The organism is Companilactobacillus kedongensis (assembly GCF_003946625.1).
Classification (GTDB): Bacteria; Bacillota; Bacilli; order Lactobacillales; family Lactobacillaceae; genus Companilactobacillus; species Companilactobacillus kedongensis.
Genome location: NZ_RHOR01000016.1, coordinates 16,878 through 32,986, shown reverse-complemented (window position 1 = coordinate 32,986; position 16,109 = coordinate 16,878). Strand labels below are relative to the sequence as shown.

Sequence of the window (16,109 nt, the reverse complement as noted above, 5' to 3'; positions counted from 1 at the left end):
CAACCACTAGGTAAAGCAGAATGCCATAAAATATGACCATGAATATTGAAAACAATTTTGAATTTCCCATCAAATTATCACCTTCAAATTTGTTTCTATTTATATCTTAGTCCTTTTTTAAAAATAGAAAAAGGAGCCCATATCTATAAAAGATATTAACTCCCAGAATAATATTTAAAATTAATACTTATAAGCGATAACTTTTCCATTGATATAATTAGCCAAATAAATTTCCGATGCTTCTAACCCTTGCTCCTTTAATTTTCCCTCGACCCAACTCTCATCCCGGTCGATCATCTCTAATTCATCATAATTAATCTTTCCATCCAAAACAATTGGATACTTAATATTGGCTTCATCCTTCATAATGATGGTTAACTGACCATTCTGTTCAAAAACAGCCCGTTTCACATTGCTAATGTCAGTAACACCGGATTGTCTAAGTTTAAATGACAGATCACTAGCTGATAGCCCGTTTTTTAACGCTAAATCAACGTCGATCCTACCATTTTTAACTATCATTTTAGGTGAACCGATAATTATTCTTCTGAAGAAAATATTGTGATTCGATAAAAATTTAGCAACAAAGACTATCAAAGTCCAGATCAATAAAACCAGCGTAAATTGAAATGTCGTAATACTGGAATTGTATATCATACCACCGACAATTCCACCCAAAACATAATTCTGTAACTGATCTATTGCACTATTAGGTGCAATATTGCTCTTTCCGAATAGATTTATCTGAATAACCATGAAAATAAATCCAATCGTTAATTTTAATGCCAGATTACCATATGAAAGATCCATTACTACACCTACTTTTTAATCAATTTAACGTTACTTGTATCAACAACATTGGTTTTATTGAGCGTGTAACTACTCAAATTATTGTCAAAGCTTACCCGATAATAATCCTTGCCTATTTTTACCAACATCCCTTCTGACAAACCAGAACTGCTGGAATATAACTTATTTTTTGATACATGTTTTGCTTTAGAAATAGATTTCATCAGCGTCAAAGTCTGATTAGTCTGATTATTAACGTCAATCTGCTTTTCATAATTGTTGTAATTGATCCCGAAAAATAAAGCAATCGACAAGATAAAAATTATAGCTAGATCACGATATTTATTGTCAGTTCTATTTTTAAAATATAAAAACCCGGTCACTATCAAGGCGATCGATAAAGCTAGAATCACAAAAATGAACAGAAAATTCGGCTCCTGATTTTGAGCATACAGATATTGATAAGAATAGAAACTCATATATTTCCCCTCTCAAATTCATAAAACTTAATGATTATTATAGTATACAAAAAAGACAAAATCCTATGAATGAGGATTCTGTCTTAACTTACCCTATTAAAATTTATTAGTTTTCTACCATGGTTGATCTGTAGGACCAACTGTAAATTCATTAACATTAGTATCTTCTGGCTGGTCAATTGCAAAAGCTACTACGTTAGCAATTCTATCTGGTCCAATTTGATATTGATCATATAGATCTTCAGCGCCTTTAGCTGTAGTTTTATCTGTAATTGTATTCAAAAGTTCTGTCTTAATGGCAGCCGGATAAATTGTGGCCGTCCTAATATGACTGTTCTCTTGAGCGGATTCCATACGTAATACTTCCATCAAGTCACGAACAGCCCACTTTGTTGCTCCGTAAACTGCTCCACCAGGATATGCTTTTAATCCTGCTACTGAAGATGTCGTGATGACATGACCAGATCTTTGAGCTTTAAAGGTTGGCAATACGGCAGCTATACCATTCAAGACACCCTTAATATTTACATCAATCATTTGATCCCACTCATTAGTCTTCAAATCGGATAATGGTGAGTTAGGCATAAGTCCGGCGTTCAAGAAAATAACATCGATCTTACCAAAAGTATCTTTTGCCAACTGAACAATTTTTTCATTATCCTTAGAATCAGTAACATCTGTTACTTGATAAGTAGCTTCTCCCCCATCTTGTTTAATATCAGACACGATTTGTTGAAGTTTACTTTCACGACGAGCGCCAAGCACAAGTTTGGCACCCTTCTTTGCTAACAATTTGGCAGTCGCTTCTCCAATACCACTTGATGCACCCGTAATAACAACAACTTTATCCTTGATCATTTTTAGTTCCTCCACATTTATCAAATTCAATAGATTCATCATAAACCTTGAAGTTAACTCCAAAGCAAGCAACATATTTAATTTTCTGGACAATCCTTCAAAATTATTACGTAATTTAGTCTATACAAAATAATAAAGGAGAAACAAAATATACTTTTTCGCACTCATACTGTTTATACATTTAGCAGAGGAGGACTGTTTTAGGTCAAGAATTATCAAAAGATTCTAAACTTGTCTAACGATGCCATAAATCATCAATTGATTTTAGAACATGGTGGGCAGTTTGAACTGTCTGAAGCAAGTTATGCTCTGCAACATTTAAATGACTGATAAAAAAGCTGATGAACTTGGTTTAAGTTCATCAGCTTTTTTGCGTAATTTTTATATAGTTAGACAAAATCAAAAGTGGTCTTATTTATTGGACCAAATAGATAATCGGAGTATACTAAGCAATGCAAAATCCTATATTTGAATTTTACACTCGAAAAAATGGACAAAGTGAAATAAAAGATTTTATCTTAAGATTGCCATTGAGAGACAAGGCCAAATTACTTGGTATTATAAAAAAAACAGAAGTGTTCGGAATTAGTAAGGCAATATCTTTAGGATACATTAAGAAAATAGGATCCAATGAATTTGAAATAAGATCGCAACTTGGAAACAATATTCAAAGATGTTTATATTTTCATGTCTATGCCCAAAAATACATAATTACCAATGGATTTACCAAAAAGTCACAAAAAACTCCCCAATATGAAATATCGAAAATGAAAAAACTTAGAAAGGAACTTTATAATGATAGAAAATAATATTTCACTAAAAGATATGGAAAAATTAGCTTTTCCTGATGAAAAATCTAAGAAAGTATATAAAGAGGAACTAAGTAAACTGGATATTGCCTTCTCTTTGTCATCCGCCAGAAGACAAAAGAACATTTCTCAAAGAGAATTAGCATCATTATCAGGTGTCCCTAAGTCAACCATTGCCAGAATTGAAAATGGTCATAATACCAGCATAGCCACACTAAACAAACTGGTTAATTCTTTAGGGATGTCACTTCAAATAAATATCGTTTAAAAGCAAAAATGACTAGCCTACCCGGCCAGTCATTTTTTATTTATTTTTCTAAGAATGATCCCTCCCGGAATCGAACCGGGGACCTACTGCTTAGGAGGCAGTTGCTCTATCCAACTGGGCCAAGGGACCATGTAGCACTAGTAAATATAGTGCCACCATTACGAATTAATGTAAAGTATCTTTATGACGTCTCTTACCTTTGTTCTTTTGGTCACGCAAACGTTTCTTTTGCTTAGGTTTTGGTTTTTGAACAGTATCGTGGCGCTTATTCTTTCGATAAGTGTCTTTATCAGAGAATGTTCCATCACGATTCAAGAAAACCTTCTTAACATCACTGTCGACCATTTCATTTAAATTACGAAAGTCGTGGGTATTACCAAAGGTGATCACGTTACCTTCTTTACCCATTCTTCCTGTTCTACCAGCACGATGGACATATTCACTATTATCACGTACAACCATGTAATTAATGATCACTGTAATATCATCAATATCCATACCTCTAGCAGCGACATCAGTTGTCAGCAATAAGTTGACCTTATTTGAAGAAAAGAGTTGTACAGCAGCCTTACGTTGTTGTGAGGACATCTTACTATCCAAGCCAACAAAGTTAGTTTTATTATGATGCAGGTCACTGATAACTTTATGCAATGATCGTGAGTTATTAAAGAAAACGATCCCTTTGAATTTCTTGTTATGGGCCATCTCACGGATCAACGCATCTTTAGTGTTGTCGGAAGCTGCATTAATAAAGTAATGCTTGATCCCAGCAGTATATGTTTTATCATCACGTTGATCGATGACCTCAAAATCTTTACCAAACCATTTGTGCATATCGGCAAAAATGTCATTTCCAGTTGCAGAGAAGAATGTCATTTGAACATCCCCAGGCATCTGGTCGATAGTTTCACGAACTGGCTCAAGTTTTGATTCATTCAACATTTCATCAGCTTCATCAACGATGACAGTTTGAATATTACCCAATTTAACTTTACGTGCTTCGGTCAATTCCTTTAAACGTCCCAAAGTAGCAATCAAAATTTCTGGTTTTTCTTTTAACTTCTTCAATTGGCGTTGTGGGTTGGCTCCACCAGTTACTGCCTGAACCTTACAATCAACTAATTTAGCCAAAGGTTGGATCACATCACGTACCTGCATTGCTAGTTCCTGTGATGGTTCTAAAATAAGAACTTGAAGTCCATCTTTTGGTACTAAAGTTTCGATCATTGGCATAGTAAAAGCCAAAGTCTTACCTGAACCAGTTGGGGCCATGGCTACTAGATCATGACCCTCCTTAAATGGTTGATAGACTGTTTCTTGAATCTTTGTTAAAGACTCAAATTGATTATCTTTAAAATAATCTTCGTATAAAATTGGTATTTTCAATTTAGTATTCCTTATCTGCTTTGAATACAAGTCCAGCACTCATTCTGGCTTGTTCCAAAATACGGTTAACTTTTCGAGCATATCCGAATAGTTTATCATAAGCTGCTTGATCATTCTCATTAATTATTCTAGCAAACTCGATCGATTCCGAATCCATCGGATTGTCACTCTTAGTTGTGGGGATCTCATTGATCTTCTTTTGAGCATCGGCTTCTGATACCTTGGTTATGTCTCCACCATTATCTAGTAGCAAAGTCTTCTTGCCAAAATAGATTTCTGTTGATAGGTATGAGTTCTTTGTCTTACCAACAATAATATTCACATCAAAATTCTTGTAGTTCAACGTCAATGTCCCGCTACCATCAATTCCACTACTCAAAAATTCTGCTTGATAATGGACATCTTCTGGTTGTCCAAATAAGACTACAGCATCATAAACTGTGTAAACACCTAAGTCGTACAATGCCCCTCCAGAAAAGTCTGTAGAGAAGACATTAGGTACATTGCCAGCCAAGAAATCATCAAACTTGCTGGAATACTTCATATAAGAAATAGTTGCTCCAGTTAATTGATCACGATTTTTTTCCACATATTCTTGAACTGTCTTAAAAATTGGCTCTTGAATATGTCTTGCAGCTTCAATTAAGAAGACTCCTTTTTGATGTGCTAATTGGTCCAAAATAGTGAATTCTCTAATATTAGAAGCACTTGGTTTTTCTACAATAACATTCTTACCATGCTCAATAGCCATTTTAGCCTGTGAAAAATGCAAACTGTTTGGCGATGCAATATAAACAGCATCAAAATCGGTACTTCCAAAAAATTGTTCTAGATCGGTACTGATACTAATATTAGACTTTGACAAATCGTCAACAAATGATTGTGCCTTAGCCTCAGTCCTGGAATAGACATGTGTCAATTCAAAACTTTTAGTTTCATCACTAGCATCAACGAACTGCTTGGTAATCCAGTTTGTTCCAATAATCCCTAAATTTATCATCAAATCACCTCTGCATATAATTCTACTGATTTCGTTCAATAATTGCCATAAAAAAACTTTTAGCAGCTGAGAAAAGGTTTCTCTATAATAGCCAAAATAAATCTATAAAGTTATAATTTGGGTAAATTTAGAGTTACATACATCGCAGGTGTTGGAAATGAATAAATTATTTACTAACAAGTTTGAGAGATCCTTGGCAAAAATCACCCTAAAACTCCAACAACTTCTATTCTATAAAATTGCACAAAAAACACTTTTTATGATTTTCCCATTCGTGTTAATAGGAAGTTTTCTCAAAATAATTCAAGCCGTAATTCTAAGTAAGGAAGGTTTTATCGGCACATTACTGCCAGATTTTGAAGATAATTGGTTGGTAAATTCAATTATCGGAGTCACTAATAATTTATCAAACTTAACTTTAGGCTTTGTATCCGTCTTAGCTGCTTTTGGAGCTGCAAAATACACTGCTAAACACTTTAAAAGAGATGATCAATTGGCTGGCCTAACTAGTATGGTAGCTTTACTGATCATTTCTTATATTTATTCAAAAGCACAACCACTATCATTCCATAACAATTTGTTAAGTATTCGTGGTACTTTATTTGCGATTCTATTAGGTATGTTTGTCGGATGGATATTCAAACAAACTAGTCCTGAGATACCTCATAAACATCTGCCAAATTTTACTAGTAATATCTTACAGAGAACATTTATTTCACTACGTTCTATTCTAATAGTTATTCTGATTGCGGCCCTATTCAGTGCCTTAGTAAATGTAGCTTATTATTCTCATTTGCCTGATGAATTCATGGACTCATTGGCTACCAATTATCAAAGTAACAATTCAGGGATCGAATTCCTCAAAATAAGTGGGATCGCTCTTTATACGATCATCATGTCATTTTTGGGATGGTCGGGTCCGTATTCACCACTAGATATTGAAAAAAGTGATCCTAACATTTTAGATAATCTCTATTACGCCTTAAATCACCACACAGCTTGGGGTGCTCCGCATGATTTAACCAGCAATTCTTTATATCATGCCTTCGCTACTTTTGGTGGTGCCGGTTCAACTCTTGCCCTGATCATAGCTATCTTTTTAGTATCACGTGATCCTGACTTTCAAACTGTTGCTAAGTGGACCATGATCCCCAGTGTTTTCAATATCAATAGTGGTATTATGACCGGAATTCCCGTTATGTTTAATATCGTCTTTTTGATTCCCTTTATTATGGCACCCTTGATCAGTATGCTAATTGCAGCTACAGCTCTTTCTCTACATTTAATGCCACCGTGTGTATACCCGATTCCTTCTGGTACACCGGGACCTTTGATCGCTTTTATTGGTACTAATGGTAGCTGGCAAGCTTTAATATTTACTTTGATTGACATTGTCGTTTCAGTATATATATATATTCCCTTTGTAAAAATAGCCGAAAAGTTAAAGAAAATTGATAATCTCGCTATCGAAGAAGGTGATATTGATGGCCAATAAAAGAAATTTTAAATATTTAGTTTTTCTAGCCTTATTCCTAGTGCTTCTAGGGATACCATCCTATTTGTGGAATAAGAATAGCGTCAAAACCATGGCCGGTCGTTATAATTCTCCAATGTCCCCTATCATCATGATCCCTGGTAGCAGCGCCTCAGCAAATAGATTTGACGACTTAGTTAAAACCATCAATTCAAAATATGGAGAACATCACAGCCTTCTGAAGTTAACCGTCCATACTAACGATAAAATAACCTATTCCGGTACGATCAAGGCCGGTGATACTAGACCATTTATCGTCGTCGGTTTTCAAAATAATAACGATGGATATGACAATATCAAAAAACAGGCTCGCTGGTTTAGTATTGCTTTCGATCAATTAAAGCAACGTTATCGCTTCAATAATTTCAACGCATTTGGACACTCAAATGGCGGTCTGATCTGGACTTATTATTTAGAACACTATTTTGACAGTAATACATTCGATGTAAATCAAATGCTGACAGTTGGTTCCCCATATAACTTTGAAGAAAAAAATAGTAATAACCGAACACAAATGCTAAATGATTTTATCAAACATCGCGATAAATTACCGGCTGATTTAGCTTACTATTCTATCGCTGGTACTAAACTTTATACCGATGATGGAATTGTTCCATTAGGGAGTGTCGACTCTGGCAAATATATTTTTGAAGGTATTATTAAACACTACACCCTGATCACTTTGACCGGAGATAAGGCTCAACATTCCGATATGATTGCTAATTCTCAATTCATAATTCTCTTCCATCAATATATGATCGGAAATAATAAGAATAATCCAGCACAGACACCAAGTAAGAATCCCCGTTAAATCTTGTATTACCATGAAAACTTAAATACAATGTTGATATGGTATATATAGATTGGAATCTCAGCTTAGTCAATAACTTTGCAATTGTGTTTTTAATGTTGCAGCTGACACATTATTTCTTAAAAGAATTTAAACCACTGTATATTTTGACTGATATTTTGGGTTCTTTAATTTTCGCCTATATCGGTCTATTTCTTGATGATATTTTTATTCTATTATTTGTTGGTTTTCTTTTAGCGATGCAATTAGCTTTAGCAAAAAATCATAAGCTGGATTTAAAAGCTGGTATTTCTTTAGTAATGGCAGCTAACTTGCAATTGATCATCTCTAGTTTAGCTACTTATATCGCCAGAATATTGCTATTTATTTCTTCAGGCCAATGGCGTCTGAGAACACTTGAAAAATATCAAAATGTCTTCATTGGACTGACTGTTATTGTGACAGTGATGCTCGTTTTGGTATTTATAATTGTGGTAAGTCAATTCAGAAGTCGTATAACTCAAACCAGGCTACAGATTGAACATTATCACTTGGGTAACCGTGTCTTTATGATTTCCTTGAGTGTATTCATTTCATTGATAGCCATCATGACTATCAGTGATTTTCAGGAAGTTACTGCAACCATCCAAGCAGCATTGATCATTATTTTTACCATTCTTATCTGCTTCACTTACTGGCAAGTAACTTTCTTTATTAAAACCTTTGCCTTACAAACTGAAGCTAAAGAAAAAATCGAACGTAATGAACAATTGAATAATTACTTAACTTTAGTTGAAAAGCAATATACCGAGTTAAGAAAATTCAAACATGATTTTCAAAATATTATGCTATCGCTAAATCAAGTCTTGGAAGATAACGACTCTAAACAATTGAAGTACTACTATGGTGCTCTACTAGACGAGGAAAAAGATTTGAACAACGTTCAAAGTGGCAGTATCACACAGATCCAATCTATCGACAATGATGCCATTCGCGGATTATTGATCCAGAAGTTTTTCAGTGCTAAAGCCCGAGATATCAACATTCATTTTGAGTTAGATCAAAAACATTACAAGATCCAACCAAATATTGCTATTGTGAGAGCTTTAGGAATACTGCTAGATAATGCAATCGAACACGTTCAAAAATCAGAAGACAAAACCGTTACTTGTGCATTCTTCAAAACCGGCAATACCTTAGAAATAACCGTCGATAACAAAATAAACGAGCATGTAAATCTCAATCAAATATTCGACTGCGGATTTTCTACTAAAAAAAATCACACTGGATTTGGCCTAACTAATGTTAAAGAACTCGTTGACCATTCCGAAAATCTATTTTTGGATTCAAAAATTATCCATAATCATCTGATGATGACCCTAATTGTGTTAGGAAGTGAATAAATGTTTCCTGTATTCTTATTAGAAGATAACGATATTCAACGTCAGCATTATAAAATGTTTATCAATAATGGCATTATGATAAATGACGCCCCAATGGAACTAAAAAAAGCCGTAGCAACCACTGAAGACCTATTTACTGATCCACTACCCGAACAAGGTCTTTTCTTCTTAGACATGGAAATTGACAACAATAAAATGGCTGGACTAGAAGCAGCAACCAAGATTAGACAGCAAGTCCCTTTGGCACAAATCGTTTTTATAACTACACATGACGAATTGTCCATTGTAACTCTCGAAAGAAGAATTGCACCATTAGATTACATCTTAAAAGATAAAGGTTTTGACGATATAAAAGAAAGAATCAATAACGATATTCAATCGGTTCAACTAAATATTGAAAAGTATACTCATTACTCACAGAATCTTTTTGGATATAAAATTGGTGAACGATACTTCTCGATAATCATGGATGATGTCATTATGCTACTGACCGAAAAAAGTGCACCTGGAAAAGTTACTCTTATCGCTAAAAATCAGCGTGCTGAATTTATTGGTTCTCTGAATGCACTTGAAGAACAATACACTAATTTATTTAGATGTGATCGTAGTTACTTAGTAAATCTAGAAAACATCACCAGCTTTGACTCCAGTAAAAAAGAATTATCATTCATTGATGGTTCAACTTGCAAAGTTTCATTCCGTAAAACTAAAGAATTAACCGAGAAACTAAAAAACCTGTAGGGAAAATCCCCACAGGTTTTATTTTTTTACAATTTAAAATTACTATCTTTTTCTTTTGCGACCAACTAGACGATCCAAAGTGACATTATAAACGTCAGCAAAACGAATCATCATATAAATGTCAGGAGTTCTGACATTATGTTCATATTTAGAAATAGTTGTAATATCAACGTGCAACATTTTGGAAACTTCTCGTTCTGAAAGATTTTGTCTCACACGGTAGTTTCTTAAATTGTCGCCCAATTGAACACTCTCACCGTTCAAAACCATTTGTTTCATAATAATGCTCCTTATAAATATTGTTGAGAACATTATTTCATATATTTTACAAACAGATTACAAAAATCTATAAACGTACCATTATCGCCTATAAACGTTATTTGAGGTTCAAACTGATGACACATTCAATATGATTTGTCATTGGGAACATATCAACTGGATTTGCTTCACCAATATTATAAGTATCTTCAAGTAAAGCTAAATCACGAGCCAATGTAGCAGGATTACAACTGATATAAACCATTTTTCTTGGTTTTAAATTCTTAATTGAATCGATCAATGAACTTGCCAATCCCTTACGTGGTGGATCGACCATCAAAACATCCATCTTTCGATTATCCTTAGCCCAATCATTTAAAACAGCTTCCGTTTTACCTACGATAAAGTCAGCATTTTCGATCTTATTGATATCAGCATTTTGTTGAGCATCTTTTACGGCATCTTCAATAACTTCAATACCAGTGACATGCTTAACCTTTTCCGCTAATGATAAACTGATCGTTCCAATACCTGAATAGGCATCAACTACTTTTTCACTACCATTTAATTCAGCCTTATCGATTGCTAATTGATATAAGTTTTGTGTTTGAACGGGATTTACTTGGTAGAAAGAACGCGGTGAAATTCTATAAGTATGACCCAACAACTGATCGTCGATATATGGACTGCCAGCTAGTAAAATCATTTCATTACCCATGATTACATTGGTCTTCTTAGAATTGATGTTTAAATAAACTGACTTAACATCTTTATTCTTCATAATTTCAGCAGATATTTCTTTGTAATGAGAAATATCACGGACACGTGATACTAAGACTACCATCATTTCGCCAGTGTAATATGCACGTCTGACCATAATTGTTCTGATTTGACCTTTGAAATTAACTTCGTCAAATCCGCGGACATTATACTTACGTAAGATATCACGAACACTAATAATTTCTGCATCAATTTCAGGATCTTGGATCAAATAATTTTCCATTGGTACAAGATCATGCGAATGACGACGATAAAATCCTGTTGTTAACTTACCGTCAATTTGTCTAACTGGAACTTGAGCTTTGTTACGATAATGTAAAGGATTTTCCATACCCAAAGTTGGATTGACTTTGATATCTAATTTGGCTTTCTTAAAGTCAATTTCTACTTGTTTCTGTTTGAATTTCAATTGCTCTGAATACTCTAAGTGGCTTAGAGGAGCAATTCCGGTCCTAGTATAAACATTGTCAATTGTTTCAACACGATGTGGTGACTTCTTAATAATTTCAGTAGCTTTCGCGAAACCATAGCTTTTACCAACTTTTAAAATTGTAGCTTTGACAACTTCTCCAGGTAAGGCATTATCAACAAAGAGTGTAAAGTCATTAACTTTAGCAACACCTTTTCCTTCGTATGATAAATCTTCAATATTTAATTCTATTTGATCATTCTTTTTTATGTTTGGTTTTTCCATATTTTATCCTATTAATTCTATATTTTAGTTATATTCCATAACTCCAAAAAGTGCGACATTTGCTCAGCAAATATCGCACTTTCTTTGCGTTGTTAATTCTAACCTAAGTTCTTTTCTTCTTCAATGATCTTTTTACCAGCATCTTGTTCACTGATAGTAGTATCAATTGCTTTAGCTGGCATTGAGTCAACGTTAGCGTAGATATTTAAATGTTGATGAAGATTAACAAATTCCATCGGAGCATCCCCACCATATTCACCATCCAAGTTGATCATAATACGATTTTCATCATTAGCCTTAACAGTTAATTTCTTAGTCTTCGTATAAATGATTTTAGGATTATTGACATGACGGCCGCCATTTAAAACAAGTGCGATCAAATGTACTAAATCTCTAAGATTTGTTTCTTTAACAATAATCAAAGAGAATGTTCCATCACCGATAACGGAATCGGGAGCAATTTGTTCCATACCTCCGATTGAATTAGTCAAACCAATCAGAAACATAGTAGCTTTGCCATCAAAAACACCGTCATCATATGTTATATGCATATCAATCGGATTGATCCTAGGTAGCATTTCAGCACCTTTGACCAAATATGCTAAGTAACCAAGAATTGACTTATAGGCTGAAGGAACTTCATAAGTTAACTCAGTCATTGAGCCGCCACCAGCAATATTAATGAAATAATTGCTACCGGCCTTCCCGATATCAACAGGTATTTTTTGATTTTTTAAAATTATCTTAGCAGCTTCGACCACATCATCACGTGGTATCTTCAAAGCTCTGGCGTAATCATTAGTCGTACCAGCAGGAATAATGGCTAATTCTGGACGTTTATCTAATGGAGCAACTCCATTAACGACCTCATTAATAGTTCCATCTCCACCAGCAGCGACAATCAAATCAAAGTTTTCTTGTGCCACACGTCTAGCCTCATCCAAGGCAGAATTCTTTTTCGGCGTAGTACGAAAAGCACTAGCTTCATAGCCGGCCTTTTCCAATACATTTAAAATTTCACCTACATTATTCCTCAACGTTTCATGCCCGGATGTAGGATTGTATATCAATCTAGCACGCATAATTAACCCTCACTAACGATTATTCAGCTCGGACATCAAGATCTTATTTACCACTTTAGGATTAGCCTGACCATGAGTTTGTTTCATGATTTGACCAACTAAGTAGCCGACAGCACGGTCTTTACCATTCTTAAAGTCATCTATAGATTGTTGGTTATTATCTAAGATTTCAGTGATCATTGGTGTTAAGACAGCGGGATCAGACTCTTGAACAAGTCCCTTTTCTTTAACCCAGCCTTCTGGTTCTGTTCCATTACTAATTGTTTCTTTAAAGACCTTTTTAGCGATTTTAGATGAAATTGTTCCATCTGAAATCAATTTGATCATTGTAGATAAGTTCTTTGGAGTCAATTTAGTATCTAATAGACCCATCTTCTTATCATTCAAGTAGGCATTAACTTCACCCATCAACCAGTTAGAAACTAGTTTAGGATTTGCTCCAAATTTAACAGCTTCATCAAAGAAATCTGACATTTCCTTAGTATCTGTTAAAACGCCAGCATCATATTCAGGAATACCTAACTCGTCAACATAACGTTTACGACGCTTGTCAGCTGGTTCAGGCAAATTATCTTGAATTTCTTTGACCCAATCAGGAGAAACTTCAAATCCTGGTAAATCTGGTTCTGGGAAATAACGATAGTCATCAGCACCAGATTTTACACGCATAAGCATTGTCTCACCAGTTTTTTCATCAAAACGTCTTGTTTCTTGTCCGATACTACCACCATTTTTAATGATAGCTGACTGGCGTTTTTCTTCATAAGCTAAACCTAATTTAACAAAGTTAAATGAGTTCAAGTTCTTTAGTTCGACCTTTGTTCCGAATTTGTCAGATCCAACAGGGCGAATTGAAATATTTGTATCAACACGCATTGAACCCTCTTCCATCTTAACATCAGAAGCACCAGTAAATTGAACAATTTGACGAAGTTTCTCAAGATATTGATAAGCTTCTTCAGGAGAATGCATATCAGCCTTTGAAACAATTTCAATCAGCGGTGTACCTTGACGGTTCAAATCGACATAAGAATAGCCGTCATTTCCGTGGGTATTCTTACCAGCATCTTCTTCAACATGAAGTTCTTCAATACCGATCTTTTTCTTTTTACCGTCAACTTCGATTTCGATCCAACCATCATGAGCCAAAGGTTTGTCATGTTGTGTTAATTGATAAGCTTTGGGATTATCTGGATAGAAGTAGTTCTTACGATCAAAGTGTGTGTGATTTTCAACATTGGCATTCAAGGCTAATGCAACCATAACACCTAGTCTGTATCCTTCTTTATTAACAGTTGGTAATGTTCCAGGGAAACCAAAATCAATTACGTTGGTATTGATATTAGATTCTGCACCATAGGCAACTGGTGAAGGACTAAACATTTTTGATTTTGTCTTTAGCTCAACGTGAACTTCTAGACCGATAGTAGTTTCAAAATTCATTAGTCTTCCCCCTTTAAAGCAGTTGGTATTTTTTCATAAAATTTATTTTCTTCTTGTAATGCGTAAGCAGCATTGAAAATAGCCTGCTCATTAAATGGTTTTGCCATGATTTGAAGTCCAACTGGCATACCGTTAGCTAGTCCTGCAGGAACAGAAGCAGCTGGCAAACCGGCTAAGTTAGCAGGAATTGTCAAAATATCATTCATGTACATTGCCAATGGATCATCAATTTTAGCACCGATCTTAAAGGCGGCACTTGTTGTTGATGGTCCCATGATCAAGTCATATTTATCAAGGACTTCATTCATTTCTTGAATAAAAATAGTTCTAACTTGAGCGGCTTTCTTAAAGTAAGCATCATATGCACCTGCTGAAAGAGCGAATGTTCCTAGCATGATACGACGTTTAACTTCATCACCAAATCCTTCAGAACGTGAGTTAACAAAGAGATCTTTGATATTCTTAACGTCTTTAGCACGGAATCCATAACGAACACCATCATATCTTTGCAAGTTTGATGAGGCTTCACTAGAAGCTAAAACATAATAAACTTCAACCGCATGTTTCAAAGTTGGAAGACTAACCTCTTCAACAGTTGCACCCATTTTCTTATAAGCATCAATTGCGTTATTTACTTGTTGGATAACTTCAGGATCAGCACCTTCATGCCAGAATTCTTTAGGAATAGCGATTTTAACGCCATTCATATCTTTATTAAGATTGGCACGATAATCAGGAACTTCCTTTTCTGAACTAGTACTATCATGGTAATCATGACCAGCCATAGTTGAAAGAACAGTTGCTGAATCTTCAACACGTTTTGTCATAACACCTACTTGATCAAGACTTGATGCAAAGGCAATAATACCCCAACGTGATACACGTCCATAAGTTGGTTTAATACCAAAAATACCATTAAAGGCAGCAGGTTGACGAATTGAACCACCAGTATCTGTACCAAGAGCAGCAACTACTTCACCAGAAGCAACAGCAGCCGCTGAACCACCTGAAGAACCACCAGGAACTGAATCTAGATTCCAAGGGTTATGTGTATTCCCAAAGAATGAAGTTTCAGTAGATGAACCCATGGCAAACTCATCCATATTTGTTTTACCAATATTGATAGCACCGGCACTCTCTAGTTTTTCTAGAACTGTGGCACTGTAAACTGGCATGAAATTGTACAAGATCTTGCTTGCAGCAGTAGTCTTGATACCATTGCTGACAATATTATCCTTGATAGCAATAGGAATACCAGATAATGGTCCCTTGATACCGTCTTCATCAACTTTTTGAGCTACTTCAGTTGCTTTGTCATTAACAGTGATAAACGCAGAAATATCCTTATCAGTTTCTTTGATACCAGCTAGTGTTTGTTCTGTTAATTCTTTTGAAGTTAATTCTTTATCTGCCAACTTCTTATGTAAAGAATCAATTGTCTCGTTTAAATAGTTCACTATTCATCTTCCCCCTTTGCAACAATCGTAGGAACTTTGATCAAGTTATCCTCAGATTCAGGAACATTTTCAAACATTTGCTCTCTAGTTTGAGTATGAATTCCCTTATCTTCACGGAATGTTGTACTTGTATCTCCCATGTTGTATGTGGGTTCAATATTAGTTGTATCTACACTGGCAAGATTGCCTTCCATGTTGACGATTTTTCCTAGTTGACTAACGAAGCCATCTACTTCATCATCTTTTAACTTCAAGTTAGCCAATTCAGCCACATGTAAAATTTCTTCTTTAGAAATCATGAAATATCTCCTTATTAATGAATGGGTTTTATTTAAACA

17 protein-coding genes, 1 tRNA gene and 1 pseudogene are annotated in these 16,109 nt (G+C 34.9%); 7 read left to right on the top strand and 12 right to left on the bottom strand.

Annotation, left to right across the window (positions count from 1 at the left end; all coding sequences use genetic code 11):
• Positions 1-180: 180 nt before the first annotated feature.
• The 3 genes from EKM60_RS09130 to EKM60_RS09120 all read right to left on the bottom strand — a co-directional run bounded on the left by EKM60_RS09130 (position 181) and on the right by EKM60_RS09120 (position 2,126).
• Positions 181-810: a DUF421 domain-containing protein gene (locus tag EKM60_RS09130; protein ID WP_125714700.1), complete on the bottom strand. Its 630-nt coding sequence runs from the start codon at positions 808-810 to the stop codon at positions 181-183.
• A gap of 8 nt (positions 811-818) precedes the next feature.
• Entirely contained in the window at positions 819-1,268 is a 450-nt protein-coding gene (locus tag EKM60_RS09125) for a DUF3290 family protein (RefSeq protein WP_125714698.1), read from the bottom strand.
• A gap of 114 nt (positions 1,269-1,382) precedes the next feature.
• A complete protein-coding gene (locus EKM60_RS09120) occupies positions 1,383-2,126 on the bottom strand; it encodes an SDR family oxidoreductase (RefSeq protein ID WP_125714697.1) in 744 nt (247 codons plus the stop codon).
• Positions 2,127-2,345: 219 nt separating this feature from the next.
• Between EKM60_RS09120 and EKM60_RS11380 the strand changes: the two are divergent.
• The 3 genes and pseudogenes from EKM60_RS11380 to EKM60_RS09105 all read left to right on the top strand — a co-directional run.
• A pseudogene (locus EKM60_RS11380) lies at positions 2,346-2,456 on the top strand (Ltp family lipoprotein); the annotation flags it as partial.
• 122 nt (positions 2,457-2,578) lie between these two features.
• Positions 2,579-2,935, top strand: coding sequence for a type II toxin-antitoxin system RelE/ParE family toxin (locus EKM60_RS09110; RefSeq protein WP_125714695.1), 357 nt, complete (start codon positions 2,579-2,581; stop codon positions 2,933-2,935).
• Positions 2,922-3,203 (top strand): helix-turn-helix domain-containing protein, encoded by a 282-nt coding sequence (locus EKM60_RS09105; protein WP_225427037.1) that lies wholly within the window; start codon positions 2,922-2,924, stop codon positions 3,201-3,203. Before EKM60_RS09110 ends, EKM60_RS09105 begins: the two co-directional genes overlap by 14 nt.
• A gap of 55 nt (positions 3,204-3,258) precedes the next feature.
• On the opposite strand, the gene EKM60_RS09100 is transcribed toward EKM60_RS09105, so the two are convergent.
• From EKM60_RS09100 to EKM60_RS09090, 3 genes are all read right to left on the bottom strand, one after another.
• Positions 3,259-3,332 (bottom strand) — tRNA-Arg (locus EKM60_RS09100).
• A 36-nt stretch (positions 3,333-3,368) separates the two neighbouring features.
• Entirely contained in the window at positions 3,369-4,589 is a 1,221-nt protein-coding gene (locus EKM60_RS09095; RefSeq protein WP_125714693.1) for a DEAD/DEAH box helicase, read from the bottom strand.
• Between the two features lies 1 nt (position 4,590).
• Complete coding sequence (locus EKM60_RS09090; RefSeq protein WP_125714691.1) at positions 4,591-5,589, bottom strand: Gfo/Idh/MocA family protein; 999 nt, start codon at positions 5,587-5,589, stop codon at positions 4,591-4,593.
• A gap of 157 nt (positions 5,590-5,746) precedes the next feature.
• Here EKM60_RS09090 and EKM60_RS09085 point away from each other — a divergent pair, with 157 nt between their 5' ends.
• From EKM60_RS09085 to EKM60_RS09070, 4 genes are read left to right on the top strand one after another with little or no spacing between them, the layout of a single operon-like run.
• Positions 5,747-7,084: a PTS transporter subunit EIIC gene (locus EKM60_RS09085; protein WP_125714689.1), complete on the top strand. Its 1,338-nt coding sequence runs from the start codon at positions 5,747-5,749 to the stop codon at positions 7,082-7,084.
• Positions 7,074-7,934: an alpha/beta hydrolase gene (locus EKM60_RS09080; protein ID WP_125714687.1), complete on the top strand. Its 861-nt coding sequence runs from the start codon at positions 7,074-7,076 to the stop codon at positions 7,932-7,934. The genes EKM60_RS09085 and EKM60_RS09080 overlap by 11 nt, the downstream gene beginning before the upstream one ends.
• 38 nt (positions 7,935-7,972) lie before the next feature.
• Complete coding sequence (locus EKM60_RS09075) at positions 7,973-9,316, top strand: sensor histidine kinase (protein ID WP_125714685.1); 1,344 nt, start codon at positions 7,973-7,975, stop codon at positions 9,314-9,316.
• A complete protein-coding gene (locus EKM60_RS09070) occupies positions 9,317-10,057 on the top strand; it encodes a response regulator transcription factor (protein WP_125714683.1) in 741 nt (246 codons plus the stop codon).
• Positions 10,058-10,099: 42 nt separating this feature from the next.
• Here the strand turns inward: EKM60_RS09070 and EKM60_RS09065 are convergent, their stop codons facing one another.
• The 6 genes from EKM60_RS09065 to gatC form a co-directional block, all read right to left on the bottom strand.
• Complete coding sequence (locus tag EKM60_RS09065) at positions 10,100-10,336, bottom strand: helix-turn-helix domain-containing protein (protein WP_164505279.1); 237 nt, start codon at positions 10,334-10,336, stop codon at positions 10,100-10,102.
• Between the two features lie 97 nt (positions 10,337-10,433).
• The gene (gene rlmD / locus EKM60_RS09060) at positions 10,434-11,789 is read right to left on the bottom strand and encodes a 23S rRNA (uracil(1939)-C(5))-methyltransferase RlmD (protein ID WP_125714678.1); all 1,356 of its coding nucleotides are present in this window, start codon (positions 11,787-11,789) and stop codon (positions 10,434-10,436) included.
• A 98-nt stretch (positions 11,790-11,887) separates the two neighbouring features.
• Positions 11,888-12,874, bottom strand: a complete 987-nt coding sequence (locus EKM60_RS09055; RefSeq protein WP_164508380.1) for a diacylglycerol kinase — start codon at positions 12,872-12,874, stop codon at positions 11,888-11,890.
• Positions 12,875-12,883: 9 nt separating this feature from the next.
• A complete protein-coding gene (gatB, locus tag EKM60_RS09050; protein WP_125714674.1) occupies positions 12,884-14,314 on the bottom strand; it encodes an Asp-tRNA(Asn)/Glu-tRNA(Gln) amidotransferase subunit GatB in 1,431 nt (476 codons plus the stop codon).
• Positions 14,314-15,771, bottom strand: coding sequence for an Asp-tRNA(Asn)/Glu-tRNA(Gln) amidotransferase subunit GatA (gene gatA / locus EKM60_RS09045; protein WP_125714672.1), 1,458 nt, complete (start codon positions 15,769-15,771; stop codon positions 14,314-14,316). The genes gatB and gatA overlap by 1 nt, the downstream gene beginning before the upstream one ends.
• On the bottom strand, positions 15,771-16,070 hold the full coding sequence (gene gatC, locus EKM60_RS09040) for an Asp-tRNA(Asn)/Glu-tRNA(Gln) amidotransferase subunit GatC (RefSeq protein ID WP_125714670.1): 300 nt from the start codon (positions 16,068-16,070) through the stop codon (positions 15,771-15,773). The genes gatA and gatC overlap by 1 nt, the downstream gene beginning before the upstream one ends.
• Positions 16,071-16,109 lie beyond the last annotated feature (39 nt).

Coding starts and splice junctions, on each gene's coding strand:
- EKM60_RS09130 (WP_125714700.1), bottom strand. CDS start 810: ATGGATCTTTCATATGGTAATCTGGCATTAAAATTAACGATTGGATTT.
- EKM60_RS09125 (WP_125714698.1), bottom strand. CDS start 1,268: ATGAGTTTCTATTCTTATCAATATCTGTATGCTCAAAATCAGGAGCCG.
- EKM60_RS09120 (WP_125714697.1), bottom strand. CDS start 2,126: ATGATCAAGGATAAAGTTGTTGTTATTACGGGTGCATCAAGTGGTATT.
- EKM60_RS09110 (WP_125714695.1), top strand. CDS start 2,579: ATGCAAAATCCTATATTTGAATTTTACACTCGAAAAAATGGACAAAGT.
- EKM60_RS09105 (WP_225427037.1), top strand. CDS start 2,922: ATGATAGAAAATAATATTTCACTAAAAGATATGGAAAAATTAGCTTTT.
- EKM60_RS09090 (WP_125714691.1), bottom strand. CDS start 5,589: ATGATAAATTTAGGGATTATTGGAACAAACTGGATTACCAAGCAGTTC.
- EKM60_RS09085 (WP_125714689.1), top strand. CDS start 5,747: ATGAATAAATTATTTACTAACAAGTTTGAGAGATCCTTGGCAAAAATC.
- EKM60_RS09080 (WP_125714687.1), top strand. CDS start 7,074: ATGGCCAATAAAAGAAATTTTAAATATTTAGTTTTTCTAGCCTTATTC.
- EKM60_RS09075 (WP_125714685.1), top strand. CDS start 7,973: ATGGTATATATAGATTGGAATCTCAGCTTAGTCAATAACTTTGCAATT.
- EKM60_RS09070 (WP_125714683.1), top strand. CDS start 9,317: ATGTTTCCTGTATTCTTATTAGAAGATAACGATATTCAACGTCAGCAT.
- EKM60_RS09065 (WP_164505279.1), bottom strand. CDS start 10,336: ATGAAACAAATGGTTTTGAACGGTGAGAGTGTTCAATTGGGCGACAAT.
- rlmD (WP_125714678.1), bottom strand. CDS start 11,789: ATGGAAAAACCAAACATAAAAAAGAATGATCAAATAGAATTAAATATT.
- gatB (WP_125714674.1), bottom strand. CDS start 14,314: ATGAATTTTGAAACTACTATCGGTCTAGAAGTTCACGTTGAGCTAAAG.
- gatC (WP_125714670.1), bottom strand. CDS start 16,070: ATGATTTCTAAAGAAGAAATTTTACATGTGGCTGAATTGGCTAACTTG.